Annotated in this window: 20 protein-coding genes; 16 read left to right on the forward strand and 4 right to left on the reverse strand. The window is 66.3% G+C overall.

Annotated features, from left to right (window positions below):
* Positions 1 to 743 precede the first annotated feature (743 nt).
* From AC1DG4_RS10360 to AC1DG4_RS10390, 7 genes are all read left to right on the forward strand, one after another.
* Complete coding sequence (locus AC1DG4_RS10360) at positions 744 to 2,039, forward strand: ABC transporter substrate-binding protein (protein ID WP_477381277.1); 1,296 nt, start codon at positions 744 to 746, stop codon at positions 2,037 to 2,039.
* Entirely contained in the window at positions 2,036 to 2,992 is a 957-nt protein-coding gene (locus AC1DG4_RS10365; protein ID WP_441977424.1) for a carbohydrate ABC transporter permease, read from the forward strand. The genes AC1DG4_RS10360 and AC1DG4_RS10365 overlap by 4 nt, the downstream gene beginning before the upstream one ends.
* The gene (locus AC1DG4_RS10370) at positions 2,989 to 3,906 is read left to right on the forward strand and encodes a carbohydrate ABC transporter permease (RefSeq protein WP_477381279.1); all 918 of its coding nucleotides are present in this window, start codon (positions 2,989 to 2,991) and stop codon (positions 3,904 to 3,906) included. The genes AC1DG4_RS10365 and AC1DG4_RS10370 overlap by 4 nt, the downstream gene beginning before the upstream one ends.
* A complete protein-coding gene (locus AC1DG4_RS10375) occupies positions 3,903 to 5,207 on the forward strand; it encodes an alpha-L-fucosidase (RefSeq protein ID WP_477381281.1) in 1,305 nt (434 codons plus the stop codon). The genes AC1DG4_RS10370 and AC1DG4_RS10375 overlap by 4 nt, the downstream gene beginning before the upstream one ends.
* A 198-nt stretch (positions 5,208 to 5,405) precedes the next feature.
* A complete protein-coding gene (locus tag AC1DG4_RS10380) occupies positions 5,406 to 7,943 on the forward strand; it encodes a ricin-type beta-trefoil lectin domain protein (protein WP_477421222.1) in 2,538 nt (845 codons plus the stop codon).
* Between the two features lie 136 nt (positions 7,944 to 8,079).
* Positions 8,080 to 9,375 (forward strand): ROK family transcriptional regulator, encoded by a 1,296-nt coding sequence (locus AC1DG4_RS10385; RefSeq protein WP_477381285.1) that lies wholly within the window; start codon positions 8,080 to 8,082, stop codon positions 9,373 to 9,375.
* 89 nt (positions 9,376 to 9,464) lie between these two features.
* The gene (locus tag AC1DG4_RS10390) at positions 9,465 to 11,126 is read left to right on the forward strand and encodes a beta-N-acetylhexosaminidase (RefSeq protein ID WP_477381287.1); all 1,662 of its coding nucleotides are present in this window, start codon (positions 9,465 to 9,467) and stop codon (positions 11,124 to 11,126) included.
* Positions 11,127 to 11,289: 163 nt separating this feature from the next.
* Here the strand turns inward: AC1DG4_RS10390 and AC1DG4_RS10395 are convergent, their stop codons facing one another.
* Positions 11,290 to 12,819 (reverse strand): RICIN domain-containing protein, encoded by a 1,530-nt coding sequence (locus AC1DG4_RS10395; protein WP_477421223.1) that lies wholly within the window; start codon positions 12,817 to 12,819, stop codon positions 11,290 to 11,292.
* Here AC1DG4_RS10395 and AC1DG4_RS10400 point away from each other — a divergent pair.
* The 3 genes from AC1DG4_RS10400 (at position 12,803) to AC1DG4_RS10410 (ending at position 15,704) form a co-directional block, all read left to right on the forward strand.
* Positions 12,803 to 13,447 (forward strand): MBL fold metallo-hydrolase, encoded by a 645-nt coding sequence (locus AC1DG4_RS10400; protein ID WP_477381291.1) that lies wholly within the window; start codon positions 12,803 to 12,805, stop codon positions 13,445 to 13,447. The genes AC1DG4_RS10395 and AC1DG4_RS10400 overlap by 17 nt on opposite strands.
* 203 nt (positions 13,448 to 13,650) lie before the next feature.
* On the forward strand, positions 13,651 to 14,910 hold the full coding sequence (locus AC1DG4_RS10405; RefSeq protein WP_477381293.1) for an MFS transporter: 1,260 nt from the start codon (positions 13,651 to 13,653) through the stop codon (positions 14,908 to 14,910).
* A 101-nt stretch (positions 14,911 to 15,011) separates the two neighbouring features.
* Positions 15,012 to 15,704 (forward strand): GTP pyrophosphokinase, encoded by a 693-nt coding sequence (locus AC1DG4_RS10410; RefSeq protein ID WP_477381295.1) that lies wholly within the window; start codon positions 15,012 to 15,014, stop codon positions 15,702 to 15,704.
* Positions 15,705 to 15,836: 132 nt separating this feature from the next.
* Here the strand turns inward: AC1DG4_RS10410 and AC1DG4_RS10415 are convergent, their stop codons facing one another.
* Together AC1DG4_RS10415 and AC1DG4_RS10420 are read right to left on the reverse strand one after the other, a co-directional pair.
* Positions 15,837 to 17,051 carry an amidohydrolase gene (locus AC1DG4_RS10415; protein ID WP_477381297.1) on the reverse strand — a complete coding sequence of 405 codons (1,215 nt, stop codon included), beginning with the start codon at positions 17,049 to 17,051 and terminating at the stop codon, positions 15,837 to 15,839.
* 28 nt (positions 17,052 to 17,079) lie between these two features.
* Positions 17,080 to 17,508, reverse strand: a complete 429-nt coding sequence (locus AC1DG4_RS10420) for a MarR family winged helix-turn-helix transcriptional regulator (protein ID WP_477381299.1) — start codon at positions 17,506 to 17,508, stop codon at positions 17,080 to 17,082.
* A gap of 109 nt (positions 17,509 to 17,617) precedes the next feature.
* Between AC1DG4_RS10420 and AC1DG4_RS10425 the strand changes: the two genes are divergently transcribed.
* The gene (locus tag AC1DG4_RS10425; protein ID WP_477381301.1) at positions 17,618 to 18,319 is read left to right on the forward strand and encodes an NAD(P)-dependent oxidoreductase; all 702 of its coding nucleotides are present in this window, start codon (positions 17,618 to 17,620) and stop codon (positions 18,317 to 18,319) included.
* Positions 18,316 to 18,801, forward strand: a complete 486-nt coding sequence (locus AC1DG4_RS10430; RefSeq protein WP_477381303.1) for an anthrone oxygenase family protein — start codon at positions 18,316 to 18,318, stop codon at positions 18,799 to 18,801. The genes AC1DG4_RS10425 and AC1DG4_RS10430 overlap by 4 nt, the downstream gene beginning before the upstream one ends.
* Here AC1DG4_RS10430 and AC1DG4_RS10435 read toward each other — a convergent pair.
* A complete protein-coding gene (locus AC1DG4_RS10435) occupies positions 18,783 to 19,433 on the reverse strand; it encodes a TetR/AcrR family transcriptional regulator (RefSeq protein WP_477381305.1) in 651 nt (216 codons plus the stop codon). The genes AC1DG4_RS10430 and AC1DG4_RS10435 overlap by 19 nt on opposite strands.
* Positions 19,434 to 19,580: 147 nt before the next feature.
* Here AC1DG4_RS10435 and AC1DG4_RS10440 point away from each other — a divergent pair, with 147 nt between their 5' ends.
* The 4 genes from AC1DG4_RS10440 (at position 19,581) to AC1DG4_RS10455 (ending at position 24,072) form a co-directional block, all read left to right on the forward strand.
* On the forward strand, positions 19,581 to 21,257 hold the full coding sequence (locus AC1DG4_RS10440) for an ABC transporter substrate-binding protein (RefSeq protein WP_477381307.1): 1,677 nt from the start codon (positions 19,581 to 19,583) through the stop codon (positions 21,255 to 21,257).
* Between the two features lie 87 nt (positions 21,258 to 21,344).
* The gene (locus tag AC1DG4_RS10445) at positions 21,345 to 22,169 is read left to right on the forward strand and encodes an ABC transporter ATP-binding protein (protein WP_477421224.1); all 825 of its coding nucleotides are present in this window, start codon (positions 21,345 to 21,347) and stop codon (positions 22,167 to 22,169) included.
* The gene (locus tag AC1DG4_RS10450) at positions 22,166 to 22,978 is read left to right on the forward strand and encodes an ABC transporter ATP-binding protein (RefSeq protein WP_477420426.1); all 813 of its coding nucleotides are present in this window, start codon (positions 22,166 to 22,168) and stop codon (positions 22,976 to 22,978) included. The genes AC1DG4_RS10445 and AC1DG4_RS10450 overlap by 4 nt, the downstream gene beginning before the upstream one ends.
* On the forward strand, positions 22,975 to 24,072 hold the full coding sequence (locus AC1DG4_RS10455) for an ABC transporter permease (RefSeq protein ID WP_477381311.1): 1,098 nt from the start codon (positions 22,975 to 22,977) through the stop codon (positions 24,070 to 24,072). Before AC1DG4_RS10450 ends, AC1DG4_RS10455 begins: the two co-directional genes overlap by 4 nt.

Consider the following 24,072-nt stretch of genomic DNA (forward strand, 5'->3'; position numbering starts at 1 on the left):
GCCCCAGGGTTCGCCTGAACCCGCTCCTCGGTGCCCCAGGGTTCGCCTGAACCCGCTCCTCGGTCGTCCCGTCGAAGGGCCTCGCGCTGTGGGCGGGTGACGATTGGATCACGTTCTGGAGAACGGGATGTTTCGACGTTCTCGTCGCCCGACATGGCACTGACCTTCGTTGCGCGTTGACTGTCCTCCGCCGGGGGTGCCGTGCGAGGTCTGATGGACGGTTGCGCACGCCCAAGAGGCGTCGTTTTGACGCGGTTTCTAGCGCTTCTTGTGCCTGCGTGGCACTCCTCGTGTGGGCGTGGCGCGTCGCTCAGCATTTAGTTCTCAAAATAGACGTATCCGCGTGAAGTTCTATCGGTGCCCCCAGTAGGCCGGATATTCCAGGCTTGCGGTTAGTTCGAAAGTCTGCTTTATTATTGCCAACTCAATCGCCGGCCCGAATGTCGAGCGGTGAGGAGAGCGTGAAGCAGCGGGGGCAAGGTGGCCCCGTCCAGCATCAGGCGCTGAGTGAACATCGACACGGAACCCGAACCTTCGATACAGAACCCAAATCCTCGAGAACAGATCCAGAATCCGTGCGACATCGTCCCCCGGACCTGGCCGTGCTCCGACGTCCGTTTTGGGCGTCTGGGTCGGACCGGGCAGGCCACCGCCAGCAGTGGCCGCGCCTCTCTGCGGGAGGTCCGCGCGATGCGCTGCGATTCACACCATGCAAGTCCCTATTCAACGCAGTGAGGAACAACATGAATCTCAAGGGAGTTCGCGGCGTCGCCGTCGCACTCGTCGCCGTCGGAGCGCTCGCGCTTGCCGGCTGCTCAGGCGCTGGAGGCGGATCCGACGCCAAGGGTGGAAGCTTCACCTACTGGTCCATGTGGAGCGAGAAGGAACCGCAGGCCAAGGTCATCGACGCGGCGATCAAGGCGTACGAGAAGGAGACCGGCGCCAAGGTCACGGTGCAGTGGCAGGGGCGCAACGTGCTCGACCAGGTGACCGCCGGACTCGCCGCAGGCAAGACCCCGGACCTGGTCGACCAGGGGTACGACAAGCTCGGTACCGCCCTGAACAGCCAGGACGCTCTCGCCGATCTCAGCGATGTCTGGCAGAAGACGAACGCCGACGGCAAGAAGGTCGCCGATGTCGTGAACAAGTCCTACGTCGAGAAGATCCCCGCGTACGGCGGCTCCAGCAACAAGTACCTCATCCCCTACACCGTCTCGACGGTGTCGTTGTTCTACAACGCGAACAGCCCGTACGTGAAGGAAGCACCCGCTTCGTATGACGACCTGCTCAAGGACTGCGCCGCGGCCAAGGCTGCCGGCGTCGGTTGCATCGTCAGCGACAGCGACGCCGTCTGGGCTGCGGAGTACTGGTTCGACTATCTTCTGAACCGCAACGCGGGCGACGGAGCCATGAAGAAGCTCGCTGAAGACAAGACCGGCGCTGCGTGGGACTCCGCCGCGGTGAAGAAGACCGCGGAGCAGGTGCACCAGTTGATCACCGACGGCTACATGGTCTCGGGCTACGACGCCAGCCAGTACCCGGCTGGCGAGACCGCCTGGGCGCAGGGCCAGGGCGTGTTCTACCTGACGGGTAGCTGGGTCACGGCCGAGACGGCGAAGACCATCGGCGCGGACTGGAAGTACGCCGGTGCGAACTTCCCCTCCACGGGCGGTTCCTCGGCGGACGGCGTCTCCGTGCTGCCCTTCGGCTTCGCCGTTCCGACCGCGGCCAAGAACGCGGATGCGGCCAAGGCGTTCATCGCGTACTTCTCGTCGGAGAAGTACGAGGGCAAGATCGCGACAGAAGCCTCCAACCTGACCGCGCTGAAGGACGGCCAGGCGCCGGCCGAGCTCGCCAGCGTCCAGGAAGTCCTTTCCAAGGCGACACCGCGGGTGACGTTCGACGGCGAGGGCGGCAATTACTTCAGCAAGGTCTTCGACCCCGCGTTCGGCGACCTCTGGCTCGGCAAGACCACAGCGGACCAGTTCGTCGCCAATGGCAAGGCCGCGCACGTCCAGTACTGGAAGGCACAGGGTTGACGACGTCATCCACCACGCTTGCCGCGGGCGGTTCGCCCGCCCGCGGCAAGCGGTTCCCGACCCACTCACCCATGGAGCGCGTGCGTCGCCGCGTGTTCTGGCCGTTCGTGCTCCCCGCACTCGCCGGCATGGTCATCTTCTACTTCGCCCCGATCGTGTTCGTGGCATGGCTGAGCCTGAACAAGTGGTCCGGCTTCGGCCCCATGCGCTTCGTCGGCACGGCGAACTATCAGCAGCTCTGGCTCGACCCCACTTTCACGACGTCGATCGTGAACACGTTCAAGATCCTCGTGATCGTCGGAGTCATCACCTTCGTCCTCGCCTTCGCGCTCACACTCGTGCTGCGCCAGATGACGGGCAAGCACTTCGTGCGTTCGGTGCTGTTCTTCCCGAACCTGATCAACGCGCTGATCTTCGCCATCTTCGCCGGAATGCTGTTCAATCCGAACGGTCTCGTCAACACCGCGCTGCACTGGGTGGGCATCACCGACGCGCCCAAATGGCTGGCGCCCGACAACCAGTTCACCCTGATCATGGCGATCCTCATCTGGTCCTCCACGGGCTACTTCACGAGCATCATCATGTCGGGCGTCGACCAGATCCCGCCCTACTACTACGAGGCGGCATCGCTGGACGGCGCCGGCCCCATCCGTCAGTTCTTCACGGTCACCCTTCCGCTCTCCTGGGACGTCGTGTCCGTCTGCGCCATCCTGTGGACGATGAGCTCGGTGAAGGTGTTCGAGCTGATCCTCGTCTTCGGTGGAACGCGTGCGTCCTCGCCGAACAGCCAGAACTGGACGACTGCGATCTACGTGTATCTGAGCGCGTTTCAGGCCAACGCAGGACGTGCTTTCGGGCTCGCCGCGGCTGCCGCGCTCGTCAGCCTCGCACTGGTCGCCGTGCTCACCCTCGGCCTGCGCCGACTCCTGCGCCGGGAGGCGATCGAACTATGACCTCTGTCACCCGTGCCCTGACGACAGCGGGTTCCCGCACGAGGCGGACGTTGCGTTCGTCAGGGAGCAAGACGGGCGTTGCCGGCTGGATCGGACGCGCGATGGTCTGGCTCGTCGTCGCGTTCAACATCTTCCTCATCGCGTGGATGGTGGTCTCGTCGCTGCGCAGCACGGTGGACTATCTGCGCCAGCCCTTGGGCCTCCCCGTCCCTCCCCATCTGGAGAACTACGCGAACGCCTGGACGATCGGCGACTTCGGCGTCGCGTTCCTGAACTCCGCGTCCGTCACTCTCATCTCAGCCTTCTTCGCGGTGGCGATCGCGGCACCCGCCGCGTATGCCCTGAGCCGCTCGACGCGATGGATCGCTCCGAAAATCACGGCGGCGTTCGCCCTCGGTCTGGGCGTGCCGGGTCAGGTCCTGCTGATCCCGATCTATATCGGGCTCGCGCAGGTCCAGCAGAACACCGGCATCCCCCTCATCGATAGCCAGCTCGGCCTCACGATCGTGCTGATCGGCCTCAATCTCCCGTTCACCGTGTTCCTGCTGACGGGCTTCTTTGCGTCCCTCCCCGGCGAGATCGAAGAGGCTGCCGCGCTCGACGGCGCATCCGGGATGCGCACGTTCGTGACGATCATGCTCCCTCTGGCGCGACCGGGGCTGACGACGGCGATGACTCTCGCGGCAATCGGCTCGTGGAACGAGACGCTGTTCTCGCTCGTGCTGCTCACGGACAAGTCGACCCGGACGCTGCCCATCGCGCTCATTCAGATCATGAACTCTGCGGCGTTCAACGGAGCCGACTGGGGATCGATCTTCGCAGGCATGACGCTCATGGTGCTGCCGCTGCTCATCGTGTACACCTGGCTCGGTCGCCGCATCGTCGCCGGCATGACGGTGGGCGCCGGAAAGTGAGTACCGTCGACACGGCGGCGTCGAACGCGGACACGGGCTGGTTCGTCCATGACCGCTTCGGGATGTTCGTGCACTTCGGGCTGTACTCGATCGCTGCGCGGCACGAATGGGTCATGACACGTGAGAAGATCAGCGCCAGCGACTACCGACGTTACTTCGAGCACTTCGATCCCGATCTGTTCGACGCGGCCGAGCTGGTAGATCTGGCGGTGCGCGGTGGTATGCGATACGTCGTGCTCACGACGAAGCATCACGAGGGATTCTGCCTCTGGGATTCGAAGGTGACCGACTACAGTTCGGTGAACGCACCGTGCGGGCGCGATCTGGTGCGGGAGTTCGTCGATGCCGCACGTGCCGCCGGCTTGCGCGTGGGGCTGTACTACTCGCTGATCGACTGGCATCACGAGCAGTTCCCGATCGACGGGATCCATCCGCTGCGTGACGAACCGGCGGAGAAGGTCCGCGCGATCAACGAGGAGCGTCGCATCCGTCTCTATGCGGACTACCTCCACGCCCAGGTGCGGGAGCTGCTCACCTCGTACGGCACGATCGACTACCTCTTCTTCGACTACTCCTACGCAGAAGGCGCCATACCGCCGGTGTGGGGTGGAAAGGGTGCCGCGGAGTGGCAGTCCGAGCAGCTCCTCACGATGGTTCGCTGGCTGCAGCCGGGCATCGTCGTGAACGATCGCCTCGGTATCCCGGGCGATGTCACGACCCCGGAGCAGTATCAGCCGACTTCGCCCATGGAGAAAGATGGACAGCTCGTCACCTGGGAAGCCTGCCAGACGATGAACGGATCATGGGGCTACGACCGGGACAACCATGACATGAAGTCTCCGGAACTTGTTGCGCGCATGCTCATAGACACCGTCGCGATGAACGGGAACATGTTGCTGAACGTCGGCCCGGACGGGCGGGGCCGGGTGGACCCGGAATCGGGGGGCGTCATCGACACGGTCGGGTCCTGGGTCGGTATACACTCGCGCGCCGTCTACGGCGCGGGTCCGGCGTCCTGGGCGGCGCCGACCGATGTGCGTTACACCCAGCGCGGTCGGCGATTGTATGTGCATCTGTTCGCCTGGCCGTTCGGTGCACTGCATCTGCCTGACCTGGCGGACCAGGCGACCTATGCGCAGTTCCTGCACGATGCGTCCGAAGTGCGCATGGTCATCCGACCGCCGGAAGCCGAGGCGTTCAACACGGTACCCGGTGGGCAGCCGGCCGGAACACTCACGCTGGAGCTGCCTGTTCAGCGCCCGGACGTGCTTGTGCCGGTCATCGAGATCTTCCTGAGCTGAGCGCGCGGCGGTCGTCATGCACGTCGGCATCGTGAACAGCGCAGGAACGGTGTCCTCCCCAGAGGCGACACCTTTCGCGTCACGCACTATCCCCTCTCAAGCGCTACGCAGACGTCACCCGCAGAGAACGCACATACGTCACGCACACGAACCGCAGCGGGAATCCATCACATGCACCACAAACAGGAGGAGACGAAGATGACAACCCCTCACGTGCTACAACGACGGCCCTGGGCCGTGATAGTGGTGATCATCGCCGTGGTCTTCGGGCTGCTGATCAGCGCTCAGCCCGCATCCGCGGCGACACCCGGTCAGATCACGATCGGCGCAAAGTGCCTCGACGACAGAAACTCGAGCACTCAGGACGGCAACATCATCCAGCTGTTCTCGTGCAACGGCGCTTCCGCGCAGTCCTGGACGCTCTCCTCCGACGGCACGGTCCGAGTGCTCGGCAAGTGTTTGAGCATCAGCGGTCAGGCAGTGGCGAACGGCACGGTCGTGGAGCTGTGGAGCTGTGTCAGCAGCGGCAGCGACCAGAAATGGGTGGCACTCCCCAACGGCACGATCTCGAACCTCAAGTCGGGCAAGTGCCTGAGCGTGACCGGACAGGCGATCGTCGACGGGGCGCGGCTGGAGCTTCAACCCTGCCAGCCCAGCGCGGCCTTTCAGCAGTGGACGGTTCCGGCGACCGATCCGCCCGCGATCGCGGCGGTCTCGACGCAGACATCCACCATCGGCGTGGCCACCGGCCTGACGCCCTCGGCAACTGGAGGGGTGGGGCGCGTCGATTGGACGGCCACGAACCTGCCCGACGGCCTGCTCATCAATTACGCGACGGGCATGGTCATGGGAACCCCGCGGACAGCGGGCTCGTGGACCACGACGCTCACGGCAACCGATTCGCGCCTGCACGCATCGAGCATCACGTTCACGTGGACGGTTCAGGCGGCCGCCGTCGGCACGGCGTGGTACGTCGACTGCAGTGCTGCGAGCAACGGATCGGGGACGAGCACCAGCCCGTGGAATTCCTTGAGTGGTCCTAACGGGCACACGTTCTCGCCGGGAGATCAACTTCTCCTCAAGCGCGGGGTCACTTGCTCCGGTCGGCTCTTCCCGCAAGGCAACGGCAGCGCCAGCGCTCCGATCACGATCACCGGCTACGCGTCGGGCGCCAAGCCGATCATTGCCGGCGGTGCAGTCGCAGAAAGCGCGGTGCTCCTGCAGAACCAGTCCTATTGGATCGTGGACGGACTCGAGGTCACGAACTCTTCGGCGACCGAGGCGCGTCGATCCGGCATCCTGGTCACGATCAACAGCGCTGCCACCTACTCGGGTATCACCATTCGCAACAACGACGTCCACGACGTGATGGGTGTCTCCGATCGTGGTGCTGACGCGAACGGCTTCTACATGTCGCACGGGATCGGGCTCAACGTTCCGCTCGATGGCGCGCTCATGGCGGGTCTGACGATCTCGGACAACTATGTCCATGACATGCGCGGCAACGGTATCGGTCTGTACGGCACCGACGGCTCCAACACGAATGTCGTGAAGAACCGTTACGTGCTCGTCCAGGGCAACAAGGTGGTGCGCAACAGCAACGACGGCATCGTGGCCTGCGGAACCGACTCGCCCCTGATCGATCACAACATCTCCGACGGCGCGGGGACGAATGCGATCAACCCGCAGAACATCGCGGCGATCTGGGGATGGAACGACGACAACCCCACCTTCCAGTACAACGAGGCGATGAACCTCGTGGCGCACACGTTCGACAGTGAGGCGTGGGACTGCGACGGCTACATGACCGGCCGGTGCACCTATCAGTACAACTACGACCACAACAACTACGGTGGGATCCTGCTGGATTGCGTCGGTTGCGGCGGAGGAAAGCCGACGTCGATCGTGTACCGGTACAACGTCTCCGTGGGTGATTGCCGCGTCGTCGACAACCCCGGCAATCTGACGGACTTCGCGTTCTACAACAACACGATCGACTGCGGTTCGGCTTCGCCGGATCTGGGATTCGCCAGCCTGACGTATCTTGCGAACAACATCTTCATCGGTCCGTCAGGTGCGTCGATGCCGAACAACGCGTACTACTCGAACAACGTCTATCGCGGCTTCACGCCGCCGAGCGACCTGTTCGCGTCCACAGCAGACCCGAAGATCATCGCTCAGGGTACGGCGGCCACGGGCTATCAGACGGTGGGCGGATACCAGATCGCCTCCGGCTCCTCCGGCGCCAACAACGGGATCGCCGTGGCGAACCCGCCGGCAGCGGACTACTGGGGCAACGTGATCTCAACGACTGTTCCGAACAGGGGGGCGTTCGGTGGAAGCCCGCTGGGCGCAGCGACGTTCACGGACGACTCGTCGAGCGGCATCAGCTACTCCGGTACATGGACCACGGAGAATGTGGTGGCGTCCCGCAACGGATCTGATCACGTCGCCGGTTCGACCTCGGCCACAGCGGCGTTCTCGTTCAGCGGACGTCATCTCTCCATCTGGGCCACGCAGGCACCGGACGGGGGCCTGATCCGAGTGGTGATCGACGGTACCGTGGTGGCCGACGCGTCGCTCTACGCGGTGTCCGCAGCCCCGGGGACGCGCGTGTACACGAGCCCGCAGCTACTCTCGGGTTCGCACACGGTCACAATCTCGGTGAGCCCCGCGTCGGACCMGCGTTCGAGTGGATCGAACGTCACCTTCGACGGCCTTGAAGTGCGTCCGTGACATCGTGCGCTGAATGATCACCGGCAGGCAGCGCAGCGCTTAGAGCATGCTGATGCACTGCGCTGCCTGCCGGAATGCGCGAGGTCGACCCGAAAGAACGCCTGAGCGTTCAGAGACATCGTAAAACTCATTACTAATGCCGGGTGGCCGCGATCTCGGACTCGTTCTCGTTGCTGACCTTGCTCCCCAGGGCTCGGCTCGAGCTCTCGTTTCGTCTTGTTTGATATTTGTAATCTTGTCTGCTTTATTTGGATCGCGCCGACGTTCGTTCGGCGGGAAGGACGCAGCCACAATGGCGAACACCGAACACCCTTCGCCTCTGCGCGCGCTGCGTGTCACAGAGACTGCATCCCCCGAGCGCAGTCGCAAGACCAACCGGACGCTGCTGTTGCAGGCGCTAATCCAGCATGGTCCGCTCAGCCGAGCGGACCTGGCGCGACAGTCCAGCCTCTCCAAGCCCCTGGTTTCCGATCTCGTCGGCGAGCTTCTCGACAAGGGGGTCATCGAGCAGATCGGCACCCGCCGCCGTACGAGCGCCGGAAAGCCGGCGACGATGCTCGCCGTTCGCGACGACTCGTTCCAGATCATCGCACTCGATCTGTCGGATGAGAAGCGTTTCACCGGTGTGGTGACCAACCTTCGTGGGAAGGTGCTGCACCGGGCCGAGGGCGCAGTGGCGGGGAGAGCGGGTGAGGCAGCGCTCGACCTCGTCGCTGACCTCCTGGGCCGCCTGATCCAGCTGTCGACGGCACCGTTGCTCGGCGTAGGTATCGGAACCCCGGGAATCGTCGAAAGCAAGCGGGTCGTTCGGCTTGCGTCTTCGCTTCGCTGGGAGAACGTGGACCTGGCGGCGGGCGTCCGCGGTGACTACGAAGGTGCCATCCATGTCGCCAACGATGCGAATGCCGCTGTGCTCGGAATGTACGCGTACCGGGGTGCCGAGCGTTCTTCTCTTCTTCTGGTCACCCTCGAGCACGGCATCGGGGCGGGGCTGATCATCGGCGGATCTCTTGTCGAAGGGCCGCAGTTCGCGGCGGGTGAGATCGGACACATCGTCGTCGACGATGATGGCGACAGGTGCTCGTGCGGACTGCGGGGGTGCCTCGATCTCGCGGCGTCCGCTCCCAATCTGCGCCTCAGGCTGGAGCGCGACCCGAGCGATCGCGACCGGATCCTCTCTGATGCAGCGCTCGCTCTGGGGCGAGCTCTCACGCCGATGATCGCGCTGACAGGGGTGAAGGATGTCGTGATCGCGGGGCCCGTGGATCTCGTCAGCGACCACTTCCTGCGCGCGGTCGAGGAGACGATCGTTCAGCGGTCCATCCCCGCTGTGAATGCCGGGCTCAGAGTGGTCTCAGCGCCAGGAGGAGAGGATCTCGTCCTGCTCGGTGCTGCCGCCATGGTGCTGTCGGCCGAGCTGGGCGTGACGTAGCAGGGCCGTACTTCTGACGACAGACGCAATACCACCCGCCCCTCGTCCCTCATACCGCCGAGCGCCGCCATCACTGCTTTAGGAACCCGATGATCTCTCTCTTGCCCTTGCCTCAGTCGGTATCCGTCGCCGACGGGTTGTTCGTGCTCCGTGCCGGGATGGCCGTCGAAGCAAACCTCGAGTTGGAGCGCGTCGCGGCCTGGCTCATAACCGCTGTGGGGCGAGTGGGCGTGCCCCTGACCCCTGCGAGCGCCATAGGGCAGCCCCGGACGAACCGCACCATCGGTGTTCGTTTGAGAGTCGCGGACGATCTTCCGCGCGAGGGCTACAGACTCGATGTCGATGCGAGCGGCATCGACATTTCGGGAGGAGGTGAGGCGGGGGTCTTCTACGGGGCTCAGACCTTGCTGCAGCTGCTGCCGGAACGCGTCTTTCGCGCGGCTGCGGTCGCCGCCGCGGAGTCGGTGTCGGTCCCGTTCGCCCAGATCCGTGATGAGCCGCGTTTCGGCTGGCGCGGTGTGCTCCTCGACGTCGCTCGACACTTCATGCCGAAGCATGATCTTCTTCGCTTCATCGACCTGATGGCGATGCATCGACTCAACCTGCTCCATCTCCATCTCACCGACGATCAGGGATGGCGGGTTGAGATCGCCTCGCGTCCGAGGTTGACCGAGATCGGCGGTTGGAGGGTCGAATCGCAGGTCGGACCGCCGCCGCACTCGCCGGTGAACGGGCGCCCGCACGGCGGCTTCTACACCCAAGATGACATCCGTGAGATCGTGGCCTACGCTCGGCAGCGCTTCATCGAGATCGTGCCCGAGATCGACATCCCGGGGCACTCCCGTGCAGCCATCGCCGCATATCCTGAGTTGGGCATAGGGGTGGGCGACGACGCGTCGGCAACGTCAGCGCCCGCCGTCGCGACCACGTGGGGCGTTCATCCTGAAGTGCTGAACCTCGGGGACTCCACGGTGCAGTTCTTCCGCGCCGTCTTCACGGAGATCATGGATCTGTTTCCGAGTGCCTACATCGGGCTCGGCGGCGACGAGTGCCCGACCGACCTGTGGCGCGAGGACGCGCGAACCCAGGAACTCATGCGGGCTCGCGGCATCGCGACGGAGGATGGAGCTCGGGAATGGTTCGTCGAGCAGATCGCCGAGCACATCATCGCCCGTGGACGTCGGCCCTATGGGTGGGATGAGCTACTGGAGGGAACCCCGCCTCCGGGGACGGTCGTCGCCTCCTGGAGGGGCATGAGGGGCGCGCTCGCCGGCGTTCGACGAGGCTATGACGTGGTGGCCTGCCCGGATGACAAGGTGTATCTCGACTATCGCCAGTCCGATGATCCGGACGAGCCGATTCCGTTCGGAGCGCGGCTGTCGTTGCGCGACGCCTATTCCTTCGAACCGATCCCTGTAGGTGCGACGCCCGAGGAAGCCCGACGGGTCCTCGGCGGACAGGCGAACCTCTGGACTGAGCACATGGATTCCCCGCGCACGGTCGACTACTACGCCTTCCCTCGTCTGTGCGCGATCGCTGAGGTGCTGTGGAGTCGGCGACGCGAATCCTTCGAGGTGTTCTCTACGCGGTTGGACGGCCATCTGCGCAGGCTGGACGCGGTGGGGGTCGAGTATCGGCGGTCGGCGGGGCCCCTTCCCTGGCAAAGACGTCCCGAGGTTGAGGGCCAACCGCTGACGGCCGAACAGCATGCCGAGCATGTGGCCGCACTGGTGTCGGGTATCACCGTCTGACCCCGCGGGCTTCGGCCGACTCGGTGCGACCCGCCAGATGGGTCCGCCAAGGTTCGACAGGTCGCAGTGCGCCGACACGCCGGGCGGAGGGTCTCCTCGATTGCGAGGGGACCCTCCTTGTCGAGGCCGTGGTGTTGCTCACCGGCTCCAGCTGCGACGCATGTCACCCGGTTGTGACGAAGCTCCACGTGGTGCCGGGCCCGCTCTGCTGCTCAAGTCCGGAGCCCGCGGAGGTCCCGTTGGGACTGACGGCGAGGCCGCTCCACTGGTTGATCAGTTGGTATCCCCCACTCGCGGCTCGGAAGGTCCACTTCTGGTTGGCACCGCCGGTGCAGTCCCACTGGATGATCGCGCTGCCTGCCGTGCTCGACGATGCCGCGTCATCCAAGCACAGGCCGGAATGCAGATTCACGAACGCGTAGCTGCCGTCGCTTTCGGCGCGTGCCGTCCACAATTGGTTGGCGCCGCCGTTGACGGTCCAGACCGCGATCTGCGTGCCGGCGGACGTGGACCATGCGGGGGCGTCGATGACCTGGTTCGTGGACGTGTCGCGGATCTGGTATGTCGATCCGTCCGACAGAGGACCGAGACTGGATGCGGCCCCCCAACCGCGTGTGATCTCCACGCCGGTGCCGACGAGCTGCGCCTGATAGTTGGCCTGTCCGAGGCATGCCCCGTATTCGTAAGGGTCGTTCACCTGCCCGTTCAGCCCGCCGCCTGCGGTGGATGTCGGCGCGCCGAAGACCACATGCACCGGGGGCAGTTCGCTGCATGCCGCCGGGGCGTCGTAGTACTCGACGAATCCGGCCTGGCCCCCGGCCAGGTCACCACTGCCCGACGGTAGCCGGTAGCTTCCGATGTGGGTGCTCCTCCCGGTCACCGTGTCGGTGGCGGTTCCGCTCCATGTGTCAGCAGCGATCCGCCTCACCGTGAGCGCGTATCGGTGGCCGTACGCGCCGGCGAAGTCGATGGCGCAACTGACGCCCGCACCCCCGTCCGCCCCGTCCGAGCAGTTCGCGTCCGTGCTGGTCGTGCCGCTGATGAAGCTCGAGAAGACACCATGGAGTCTGGGTGCGCCGTTGAGTGGAGCGCGGGGCTGGAGTCCGGTATAGCCGATGTCCGCGGTCTTCGTGAAGCCGAACTGCTGGGCGAAGTAGGTGCCTTCCCGCTGCGCCGTGTCGGTTCCGATCGTCTCGTAGAACGTCACGTCGGGAAGCCCGGTCGCGGGCACCCCCGGAATCGACCAGGTGACGCTGACGTTGCCTCCGAACGTCTGAGCCGATGCGGAAGCGGCGGCTAAGCCCGTGACGGTCAGGGCGGCGATCGCCACGCCACCGATGACCGACCGCGCCCAGGCCCGTGGCCCGGAGTGTCCATGCCCGCGCGATCGTTGTGGAACGGACAACTTCCGAGTTCTTTCATCGTGCATTTGCGGTGCCCCTTCGAATATCGACTTATCGGAGCGGACCTGCCTCTGAGCGGGAATCGCGGGGGCATGGCCTGCGTTTACATCAGAGATGCTAAAGGGCATTATGAAATACATGCTCTGTGTGAGCAAGCGATAGATGAACTCGGTTGAAGAAAGACGGTCGCGCCCCGGGCGCGTGAGTGAAGACGCGGTCGAACCAGTTCGCCCTCGTGGAGGGCGGCCGTTCATTGTGACGAAGGAGCAGGACATGACGACGATCTCCACCTGGGGGCATTCCGCGGTCTCGATGGAGAAGGGCGGGAGCAGGCTCGTGATCGATCCGGGCGTCTACAGCGACCCGCAGGCGCTGCAGGGCGCCTCCGCTGTGCTGATCACCCACGATCACCAGGATCACGTGGATGCCGCCGCGGTGGTGCACAGTGGCGCGCCGGTGTGGACGACGGCAGCTGTCGCGGCGATGTTGCAGGAAGCGGGCGCCGAGGGGAGTCGCCTTCATGTCGTAGCGCCGGGAGAGCGCTTCTCTGCGGCCGGATTCGACGTCGTCGCCTTGGGTGGAGCTCATGCCGTGATCCACCCGGATCTCCCTGAGGAGGAGAACCTCGCCTTCTTCATCGATGGAGCGCTTCTCCACCCCGGTGACGCTCTCACGCCGGCACCGGCCGAGTCCTGGGTTCGAGTGCTCTTCCTGCCAATCGCCGGGCCGTGGCTGAATCTCGAGTCCGTCGTCGAGTACGCCCGCGCGGTCGGGCCGGAGGTTGTCGTGCCGATCCATGACGGCACTCTCAGTGAGGCGGGCGCCCAGCTGACCAATTGGATCGCGGAGCAGCTTCTGCCCGGGATCGACTACCGCCGACTCGAGAGCGCGGCGAGCTTCGAGGTCGTGACGGACTGAGTGGCGCACGACATCATCGCGTTGTTTCGCGATGATGTCGTGCGGCTGTCTTTCCGGGGGTTTGTTTACTTCTGAAAGCACATTTCGTAATCCGGGGGAAACAGCGGATCCCTAACGTGAAGCGTGCACGGAGCAACACGTGGGCTCCGGTAGAACGCGCTCCCGACGGTGTGGGCATCCGCTCACACCTGAAGGAGTACCAAATGGACGCATTGGCCCGAGCCCGCAGCATCCCCTTGTTCGCCGTCGCGGCGCTCGCCCTGGGCGGGTTCGCGATCGGCGCCAGCGAGTTCACGGGGATGGGACTCGTTTCGAATCTCGCCCAGGCGCTGCTGCCGACTCTCTATGAGAGCGAACCTGCGCGCGCGTTGGCGGCCACGGCGTGGGTGACGACGGCGTACGCCACCGGCGTCGTGGTCGGCGCGCCGGCGATCGCCTCACTCACTGCACGACTCCCGGTGCGGCGCGTGCTCATCGCGCTGCTCGCGATGTTCGTGCTGGGAAGCGTGCTGTCTGCGACGTCGACGACATTGCCGATGCTCGTCGGTGCGAGGTTCTTGGCCGGCCTGCCCCATGGGGCGTACTTCGGTATCGCCGTTCTCGCCGCGAGACGGCTCCTGGGTGAGGCTCGGCGCGGGCTCGGCGCCGCAGCCGTCATCGGCGGCCTCACCATCTCGAACATCGTCGGGATCCCTGTCGTGACCGGCCTCGGCCAGCGTTTCGGGTGGGCCAGCGCCTACATCGTGATCTCGGGGCTGTTCGCGGTGGCGCTCGCGCTCGTCTTCGTCTTCGTCCCTGCGCTGCCGGCCGACCCTCGGGCGACCGTGCGCAGCGAGATCCGTGCGCTGCGTCGGCCGCAGGTGTGGCTCGCGCTGGGCATGGGAGCCGTGGGCTTCGGAGGGCTTTTCGCGGTCTACTCGTTCATTAGCCCGCTATCGCGTGAGATCACAGGACTGGCGCCGAACCTGCTCCCGTTCTTGCTCGCCACCGTGGGCGTCGGCATGACGACGGGTAACTTCGCCGCCGGCTGGGCCGCAGACCGCAGTGTGCGGCGCACTAGCTACGCGGCGCTCGGGCTGCTTTCGGTCGGTCTGATCTGTCTGGCGCTCACCGCGCGCTGGCACGTCGGGCTCTTCGCGAGTGCCTTCCTCATCGGAGCGGGCGCGGCTGCTCTCGGGCCGACGATCCAGACGCGCCTGATGGATGTGGCCCACGAGGGGCAGACGTTGGTCGCAGCGCTGAACCATTCCGCCTTCAACGTCGCCAACGGCCTCGGCGCCGCCCTCGGCGGAATCGTCATCGCGTCGGGGCTGGGCCTGCTCGCTCCCGCGTGGGTCGGGCTCATCCTCACGGCCGGCGGCGCCGTGCTGGCTGTCACCTCCTTCGGCCTTGATCGCCGGCATCGTCGATCTGGGAGAGTGCTTCCGTACGGGACGGGCACGATCTCGACGATCACCGCGTGACGCCGACGAGCCGGCCGCCGTGCCGTCGTCGATGTGGCAGGCCGATCCGCTCAGAACGAACACACAGGAGATCCGAACTCCTTTTGCGTAGCGTCGCAGACATGAGCATGGCCCCCCTGGACGACGATGCGCTGAACCAGACCCTGTCCGAGGCGCGCGAGCTGCGCGACGAGTTCCAGCGGTTCCTGCACGAGTACGAGTTCGGGATGCGCGAGATCGAGACCAAGATCTCGATCCTGCGGGACGAGTTCACCCACCACCACTCCTACAACCCGATCGAGCACGTGAAGAGCCGGGTCAAGACGCCGGACAGCATCGTAGAGAAAGTGGCCCGCCGGGGGATCGAGCCCGACTTCGACACGATCAGGGCGAACATCACCGACATCGCCGGTGTGCGCGTGACGTGCAGCTTCGTCGCCGACGTGTACCGGCTGTTCGACCTGCTCGCCGCGCAGGACGACATCACCGTGCGCATCGTGAAGGACTACATCGCGACGCCGAAGGCCAACGGCTACCGCAGCCTGCACGCGATCCTCGAGGTGCCGGTGTTCCTCTCCTCGGGCCCGATCATGGTGCCCGTCGAGGTGCAGTTCCGCACGATCGCGATGGACTTCTGGGCGAGCCTCGAGCACAAGATCCACTACAAGTTCCAGGGGCAGGTGCCCGCGCACCTCGTGGACGATCTCACCGCGGCGGCCGACGCCGCGAGCGAGCTCGACGAGCGTATGGAGCGGCTGCACCACGAGGCGCACGCCCCGCTCGCCGCGCTGGGGCCCGTCCGCGTCGACGTCTGAGCGCGGATCCGCTCAGCGAGGACCGGGCGGCCAACCTGCAGGACCTCTGCGGTTCTGCAGGACGAATCGGGCGGATCCGTCCTGCAGAGTTGCAAACGTCCTGCAGAGTTGTGGCGCGCGGCGCGGCGGCGGTCAGTCCAGGAACTCGCGGGCGGCGACCGTGAGCGCCTGGACGCCGACCTCGATCGTCGGGTGGATCTCGACCGCGAAGAACGGGGAGTGGTTGGTGGCGATCTCGCTGTCGACGGTTCCGTGCGCGACCGCGGCGGCGTAGCGCGCCGGCGCGATGCCGCCCCAGAACCAGAACACCAGCGGCACGCCCGCGTCGCGGGCGAACCAGGACACGTCCTCGCTGCCGGTGAACAGGCCGGGATCGATCACGTTCTCCTCGCCGAACGCGGCACGGAAGGCCGCCGTCGCACGCTCCGTCGCGGCGGCGTCGTTGATCGTCGCCGGCAGCGTGTGCAGCGTCTCGATCGTGGGGTCCTCGGTCGCACCGCTCGCCATCGCCTCGGCCTTGATCACCCGTTCGACCTTGGCCAGCACCTTGGTGCGCAGCGCGTCGTCGGGGTAGCGCAGGCTGAGCTCGAGCGTGGCCTCGGCCGGGATGATGTTGTTCTTGGTGCCGGCGTGGATCGCGCCGACGGTGACGACGGCGAGGTCGTGCGGATCCACCTCGCGCGAGACCACAGTCTGCAGGCGCATGACCGTGGCCGCCGCCATGACGACGGGGTCGATCGTGGAGTGCGGGCGCGAGCCGTGCCCGCCGCGGCCGTGCAGCACGACGTGCAGACCGTCCGAGGCCGACATCTGCGGCCCTGGGCGGACGCCGATCATGCCGGCGGGGAACGGCGTGACGTGCTGTCCGATGACGACGTCGGGCCGGGGGAAGCGGTCGAGCGCGCCGTCGTCGAGCATCGCGCGGGCGCCGGCGCCGAACTCCTCGGCCGGCTGGATCACGACGACCAGGGTGCCGGACCACTCGTTCCGGGTGCGGACGAGCTCCTCCACGGCGCCGATCATCGCGGTGACATGCATGTCGTGGCCGCACGCGTGCATGATGCCGACCTCGTGCCCGTCCGCGTCCAGGCCCTTCGCGGTGCTGGCGTAGGCGAGCCCGGATTCCTCGACGACGGGCAGCGCGTCCATGTCGGCGCGCGCCCACACGACCGGGCCGTCGCCGTTGCGGAGCACGCCGACGACGCCCGTGCGTCCGACGCCCTCCGTGACCTCGAGCCCGAGGTCGCGCAGGTGCGCGGCGGCGATGCCCGCGGTGCGCACCTCCTGGAACGAGAGCTCGGGGTTGCGGTGCAGGTCGATGAAGAGTGCCTCGAGGTCGATCGTCATGCGGCCGAGCCTATCCGTGCGCACCGGGTCATGGTGCGGCGAGCGCCGTCGTGGCGGAGCCCCCTGCGTCGTGCACCCGGCGGAGGAAGGCGGTGATCATCGCGAGCTGGGATTCGTCGTAGTCCGCACAGATCTCGTCGAGCTGCGCGTTCATCCCGGAGTAGAGGTCGAAGACCTCGGCGTTGCGCTCCGGCAGCACCCGCAGGAGCACCGCGCGGCGGTCCGCCGCGTCGCGGTCGCGGATGATCCAGCCGCCGCGCTCGAGGCGATCGAGGATCCCCGTCATCGTCGCGGGGCGGATCCCGGCGAGCCGGGAGAGGGCGCTGGGGCTGAGCGGTCCGTGGATCGAGATGAGGTCGAGGCAGTCGAAGTCCGTATCCCTCACCTCCAAGCGGGATCCGATGCGGTGATTGAGCACGGAGAGCTGCACGCGGGTGTCGCGGAGTGCGTCGCGCACCGCATCCGCATGTCGGGACCCCGGCGCTTTCGATGATCCTTCGGTTTTCATATGCTACCGTTTCCGTATTATATGAGTTCTAGAAACAGACTAGCGGAAGGGCGTCATCATGAAGATCGTCGTGTTCGGAGCGAATGGGCCCACCGGCAGGCTCATCACGGCTCAGGCGCTCCAGGCCGGTCACGAGGTGACGGCGGTCACCCGTCGCCCCGAGGAGTTCCCGCTCCGGGACGACCGGCTGCGCGTGATCGGCGCGGACGTGCACGATCCGGGCGCGGTCCACGCGGCCGTCCGGGGGCAGGATGCGGTGCTCTCCAGTCTCGGCGTGCCCTACGGCAAGCAGCCCGTCACGGTCTATTCCGAGGGGGTGCGCAACATCATGACCGCGATGACCGACTTGGGCGTCCGTCGCCTGGTCTGCGTCAGCGCGAGCCTCGTCGATCCCGGGGCAGGCCCGCACGGCGGGTTCTTCGTCGACAAGGTCGCCGGCCCGATCGTCGCCTATTTCGGCCGCACGGTCTACGCCGACATGGTGCGGATGGAGGCGCTCGTCCGGGCGAGCGATCTGGACTGGACGATCATGCGCCCCAACGGGCTCTTCGAGACCTCGGCGGTCACGGACTACCGGACGGCGGAGGGCTACCTCAACGCGTCCTACACCTCCCGCGCCGATCTGGCCGACGTGATGCTGCGCCAGCTGTCCTCCGACGAGTACGTGCGGAAGATCTGCGCGGTGGCGACCGTCGCGGAGAAGCCGCGCCTGCTCGAACTCCTCCTCCGTGAGGGCAGCGGAAAGAAGGCGGCAGCATGATCCGCTCGATCCTCCGGTTCCTCAGCGACGGGCTGACCGGCCTGTTCGCGGGATTCCTCGTGGGCATCCTGGTGCTCGAGCTCTCGCTGCGCGGCTTCGACGGCAGCGTCTACGCGCAGACCCAGCAGGTGACCCTGATCGCCCTGCCCACTCTCGCCGGTGTGCTGCTGATCCCGGCGATCGTCACCACGGGCGTTCTCACCGTTCTGCACGCGCGCGTGCGGGACCTGAGCTTCTGGCTGACCTCTGCGGCGCTCGCGCTGCTGCTCGCGGTGCTCGTCGTCACGCTCGTCGTCAATGTGCCGATCAACCTCGCCGAGGGCGGCTGGAGCATCGTGTCGCCCCCGGCCGACTGGGCGGCGACGCGGGACCGCTGGCAGATCGGACATGCCGTGCGTACCGCGGCCGCCGTCGTCGCGTTCGGGTTGCTCGGGGTGGAGGCGCGGCTCGCCCGCACGCACGGTCATTCCGCGGTGACGTAGGTCTCCAGCGCGGGCCCGGGGTGGAGTACGCCGTTCACGATCGCCCGGATCGCGAACGCGCTGGCCTCTGCGAGTTCGACGGCGGACGGATCCAGCAGCCACTGCAGCTGCAGGCCGTCCATGACCGCGAGGATCGAGGCGGACGCGGGGGCGATCACCGCGGTGTCGTTCACGCCCTCCTGGGCGCACAGTGCACCGAAGGCCGCGGACACCTCGTCCCTGAGGTTGGCGTACCGGTGCTCGAAGAAGCCGCGTGCCGGGTGGTCGTCGGTGACCGACTCGCTGGAGAGGACGGTGTAGACCTGCACGATGCCGGGCCGGAGCTCGTTCGTGAACGCGGTCTTGACGAGGTGCAGGAAGAGCGCGGGGCCGTCGGGGATGTGCTTCTCGGCGAGTCCTGCGACGTCGCTCTGGTCGCGATAGGCGAGCACCTCGAGCAGCAGCTTCTGCTTCGAGCCGAAGTGATGCAGCACGCCGGCATGCGTCATGCCGACCTGCTCGGCGATGTCGGCGAGGGTGCCGTTCGTCGAGCCCTTCGCGCCGAAGATCTCGACTGCGGCCTCGAGGATCTCCGTGCGCTTGCGCTCGGTCTCCGGTCGCGACTTCACGCGGCTCGATGTGGTCGTGACCATTTCGTTTCCCCTCCCCGTCTTGTCATACAGCTTACTGATCGGTAACCTCACCTTTACTTACTTTCCCGCTAGTAAGTAAATCCCCAGGAAGCGGGACCCCGCACCAGATGGGCGCACGACGACTGTGCCCCACCAGAAGGAGAAGCAATGACGCTCAGGAAGACCTTGATCGCGGTGACGGCGTTCGCGGCGATCAGCGCAGTGGCGCTGACCGGCTGCTCATCGGGCGGCAGCAGCGCCTCCGGCTCGGCCGGTGGTTCGCTCACGATCGCGAAGCCCGATGGGGCCGCCGTGCTCGCGACCCAGATCAACAACCCGTTCATCAGCACCGGATCCGGCATGTCGCTCGGCTACGACCGCATGATCTACGAACCGCTCGCCATGGTGAACCCGGTCGGCAAGAACGAGACGACGCCGTGGCTCGCCTCGAAGGTCGAGTGGAACGCCGACTACACGCAGCTCACGGTCACCCCGCGCGCCGACGTGAAATGGAGCGACGGCAAGCCGTTCACCGCCGACGACATCGTCTTCACCTACACGCTGATCAAGAACACCCCTGCGCTCGATCTCGGCGGGCTCAAGCTGGCCGACATCAAGAAGGACGGCGACAAGGTCGTGCTGACCTTCAGTGAGTCGAAGTTCGTCAAGCAGGGCGATGTGCTGCAGGTCGGCATCGTGCCGGAGCATCAGTGGAAGGCCATCGCCGATCCGACGAAGGATCCGGTGAAGGAGGCCATCGGCACCGGCCCGTACACGATCAAGAGCTTCTCCTCGCAGGGCGTCGTGCTCTCCTCGCGCAAGGACTACTGGGGCGGCGACGTGCCCGTCCCGCAGCTCAAGTACCTCGAGTACAACGACAACACCGGTCTGCTCCGCGGTCTGCAGAACGGCGAGACCGACTGGGCGCAGATCTTCATCACCGACTTCCAGAAGAACTACGTCGACAAGGATCCGAAGCACAACGTGTTCTGGGCGGCCAATGTGCTGAGCCCCGACATGATCGTGGTGAACACGACCAAGGCGCCGTTCAACGACCCCGCGTTCCGCAAGGCCGTGAACATGGTCATCGACCGCAAGGCGCACGCGGAGAAGGCGCGCAGCAACGCCGGTCCCGAGCTGACCAGCGTGACGGGGATCCCGCAGCCGACGGGCGACCAGTACATCGCACCGGACTACAAGGACAAGACCTTCTCGATCGACGTGGACGGCGCCAAGAAGGTGCTCAGCGATGCGGGCTACACCTGGAACAAGGACGCGCTGATCGATCCGGCCGGCGCTCCGGTGTCGTTCACGCTGCAGGATCCGCAGGGCTGGAACGACTACGTCACCGGCATCCAGCTCGTCGCCACCCAGGTCAAGAGCACGCTGGGCGCCGATGCCAAGGTCGCCACGCCCGACGCGGACACCTGGCTCAGCAACGTCGCGACCGGCAACTTCGACGCCGCGCTGCACTGGACGGGGTCGGGCACGAACCCCTGGCACATCTACGACGATGTGATGAACGGCGCCTACCTCGAGCAGGCGGCCGGCGGCAAGGTCTCCGACAACTTCGGCCGCTACAACAACCCCGAGGCGACCGCGCTGCTGGCGCAGTACGCGCAGGCCTCGGACGACGCGACCCGCACGGATGCGTTGAACAAGCTGCAGAAGATCTTCGTGGAGGACGTGCCGGCGATCCCGATCGGCACCCACCCGCAGCTGGGCGAGTACAACACCAGGAAGTACACCGGGTGGCCGAGCGAGGACCAGCAGTACGCCACGGCGGACCCGACGCAGCCCTCCGCGGTCCAGGTCGTGCTGAAGCTGAAGCCGACGGGCAAGTAACCTCCCGCTCGCCGCGGGGTGGACGCCGGGCGCGAGCCCGCGTCCGCCCCTGCGCCCGCCCGCAGAAAGCTCGAAAGCGATGCCCTCATGACRGACCCCCTTCTTACCGTGCGCGACTTCTMGGTCGTGTACGACGTGGATCCGCCCGTCGCGGCGGTCAAGAACGTCACCCTCGAGATCGGCCGCGGCGAGATCGTGGGCCTTGCCGGCGAGAGTGGCTGCGGCAAGACGACCCTCGCGTACGGCGTGCAGCGGCTGCTCAAGCCCCCGGCCGTGATCACCGGCGGCAGCGTCACGTTCCACGACGCGTCCGGCGAGGACGTCGACGTGAACGCGCTCGATGTCGAGCAGATGCGCCGGTTCCGCTGGGATCGGATCTCGATGGTTTTCCAGGGCGCGATGAACGCGCTCAACCCGGTGGCCACGATCGGCGCGCAACTGGACGACGTCTTCCGGGTGCACCGCCCGGCGATGAGCCGCGTCGAACGCCGGGATGCGGTCGTCGAGCTGCTGGAGATCGTGAAGGTGGGCGGGCAGCGGCGACGCTCCTACCCGCACGAGCTCTCCGGCGGGATGCGCCAGCGCGTGATGATCGCGATGGCGCTCGCGCTGCGTCCGCAGCTCATGGTCATGGACGAGCCGACCACCGCGCTGGACGTGCTGGTCCAGCGCGAGATCCTCAGCCAGATCTCGCAGCTGCGCCGCGAGTTCGGCTTCTCCGTCGTGTTCATCACGCACGACCTGCCGCTGCTGCTGGAGATCAGCGACCGGATCGCGATCATGCGCGCCGGGGAGATCGTGGAGCTCGGCACAGCCGAGCAGATCTGGACCGATCCGCAGCACGAGTACACGCGAACCCTGCTGAGCTCGTTCCCGCGGCTCACGGGGGAGAGAGGGATGGTGCGGCGATGACGACGCTCGAGGTAAAGAACGTCACGAAGATCTACAACGTCCGCGGGGCAGGCCGGATCAAGGCGCTGGACGACGTGAGCTTCACGCTCGGCCCGCGCCAGACCATCGGCCTGGTCGGGCAGTCGGGCAGTGGAAAGTCCACGATCGCGAAGATCCTCACCCAGCTCGAATCCCCCACGCACGGTGAGGTGCTGCTGGACGGCGAGGCCATCCCGCGCCGGGGTGCGGGCCTTCGCCGCTACCGTCAGCGCCTGCGGATGGTCTTCCAGGATCCGTTCGCCTCGCTGAATCCGTCTCACTCGATCCGGCACCACATCGAACGTCCGCTGCAGCTGGACCGGATCGTGGCGCGCAAGGACGTCGATGCCGAGGTGCGGCGGCTGCTCGACCGCGTCCGGCTRGAGCCCGGCGCCGTGATCGACCGTCGTCCGCACGAGCTCTCCGGCGGGCAGCGTCAGCGCGTCGCCATCGCCCGGGCGCTGGCCTCCCGCCCCGACCTGCTGGTCGCCGACGAGCCGGTCTCGATGCTCGACGTCTCGATCCGGCTCGGCGTGCTGAACCTGCTCGCAGAGCTGCAGCGCGAGGAGGGGCTCGGCGTGCTCTACATCACGCACGACCTGGCGACCGCTCGCCACTTCAGCGACGAGATCATGGTGCTCAACCAGGGCCGGGTCGTCGAACGCGGCCCCGCCGACGACGTGATCCTGAACCCGCAGGATCCTTACACCCGCGAGCTGCGCGCCGCGTCGCCCGATCCCGAGAAGCACTTCGGCAGGCCCGCGGTGCCGGTGGCAGGAGGTGCGCGATGAGCGCCGAACCGACGACCGTCTCGACCGAACCGGCGATCTCCCCCGCCGTCGATCCGACGCTGGTGGGCACGACCGCGACCCGCGCCGAACGCGGGGGGATCCGCGTGCCGTGGCGCTTCATCCTGAACCGCGCCGCGTTCTACCTGTTCACCGCGTGGGCGGCGATCACCATCAACTTCTTCATCCCGCGCATGATGAAGGGCGACGCGGTCGACTCGTTCATGGCCCGCAGCCAGGGTCAGCTGACGCCCGCCGCGGAGAAGGCGCTGCGCCTGATGTTCGGCCTCGACTCCTCGGTACCGCTGTGGCAGCAGTACCTCGACTACTGGGGCATGCTGCTGCGCGGCGACCTCGGCGTCTCGATCTCGACCGGCATGGCTCCGGTGAACGAGGCGATCGCCTCCGCGCTGCCGTGGACCCTGGGGCTGGTCGGCGTCGCCACCGTGATCTCCTTCGCGATCGGCACGAGCGTGGGCGCCGTGATCGGCTGGAGGCGCGGCAGCGCGCTGGACGTCTTCGTGCCGGTGACCACGTTCCTCGGCACAGTGCCGTACTTCTGGTTCGGCCTCATCTTCATCGCGTTCTTCTCCTCGACGCTGGGCTGGTTCCCGGCGGGGCACGCCTACGAGGTCGGCGTCGAGCCGGGGTGGAACGGCGAGTTCATCGGCCAGGTGCTCTCGCACGCCGCACTGCCCGTGCTGACGATCGTGATCGCGTCGCTGGGCGGGTGGGTGCTCGGCATGCGCAACATGATGCTCACGGTGCTCGACGAGGACTACATCACCGTGGCGCAGGCGAAGGGCCTGCCGAACCGGCGCGTGCTCTGGAAGTACGCCGCACGGAATGCGGTGCTGCCGCAGATCCAGAGCTTCGCGCTGTCGCTCGGGTTCATCGTCGGCGGCACGATCGTGATGGAGATGGTCTTCTCCTACCCCGGGATCGGCCTGCTCCTGCTGAACGCGACCAACGCCAAGGACTATGCCCTGATGCAGGGGATCTTCCTGGTCCTGGTGATGGCGGTGCTCGTGGCGAACATCATCGCCGACATCGTCTACGCCATCCTCGATCCGCGCACCCGTCAGACGGAGGGCTGA

Source organism: Microbacterium sp. 05N427 (genome assembly GCF_056397105.1).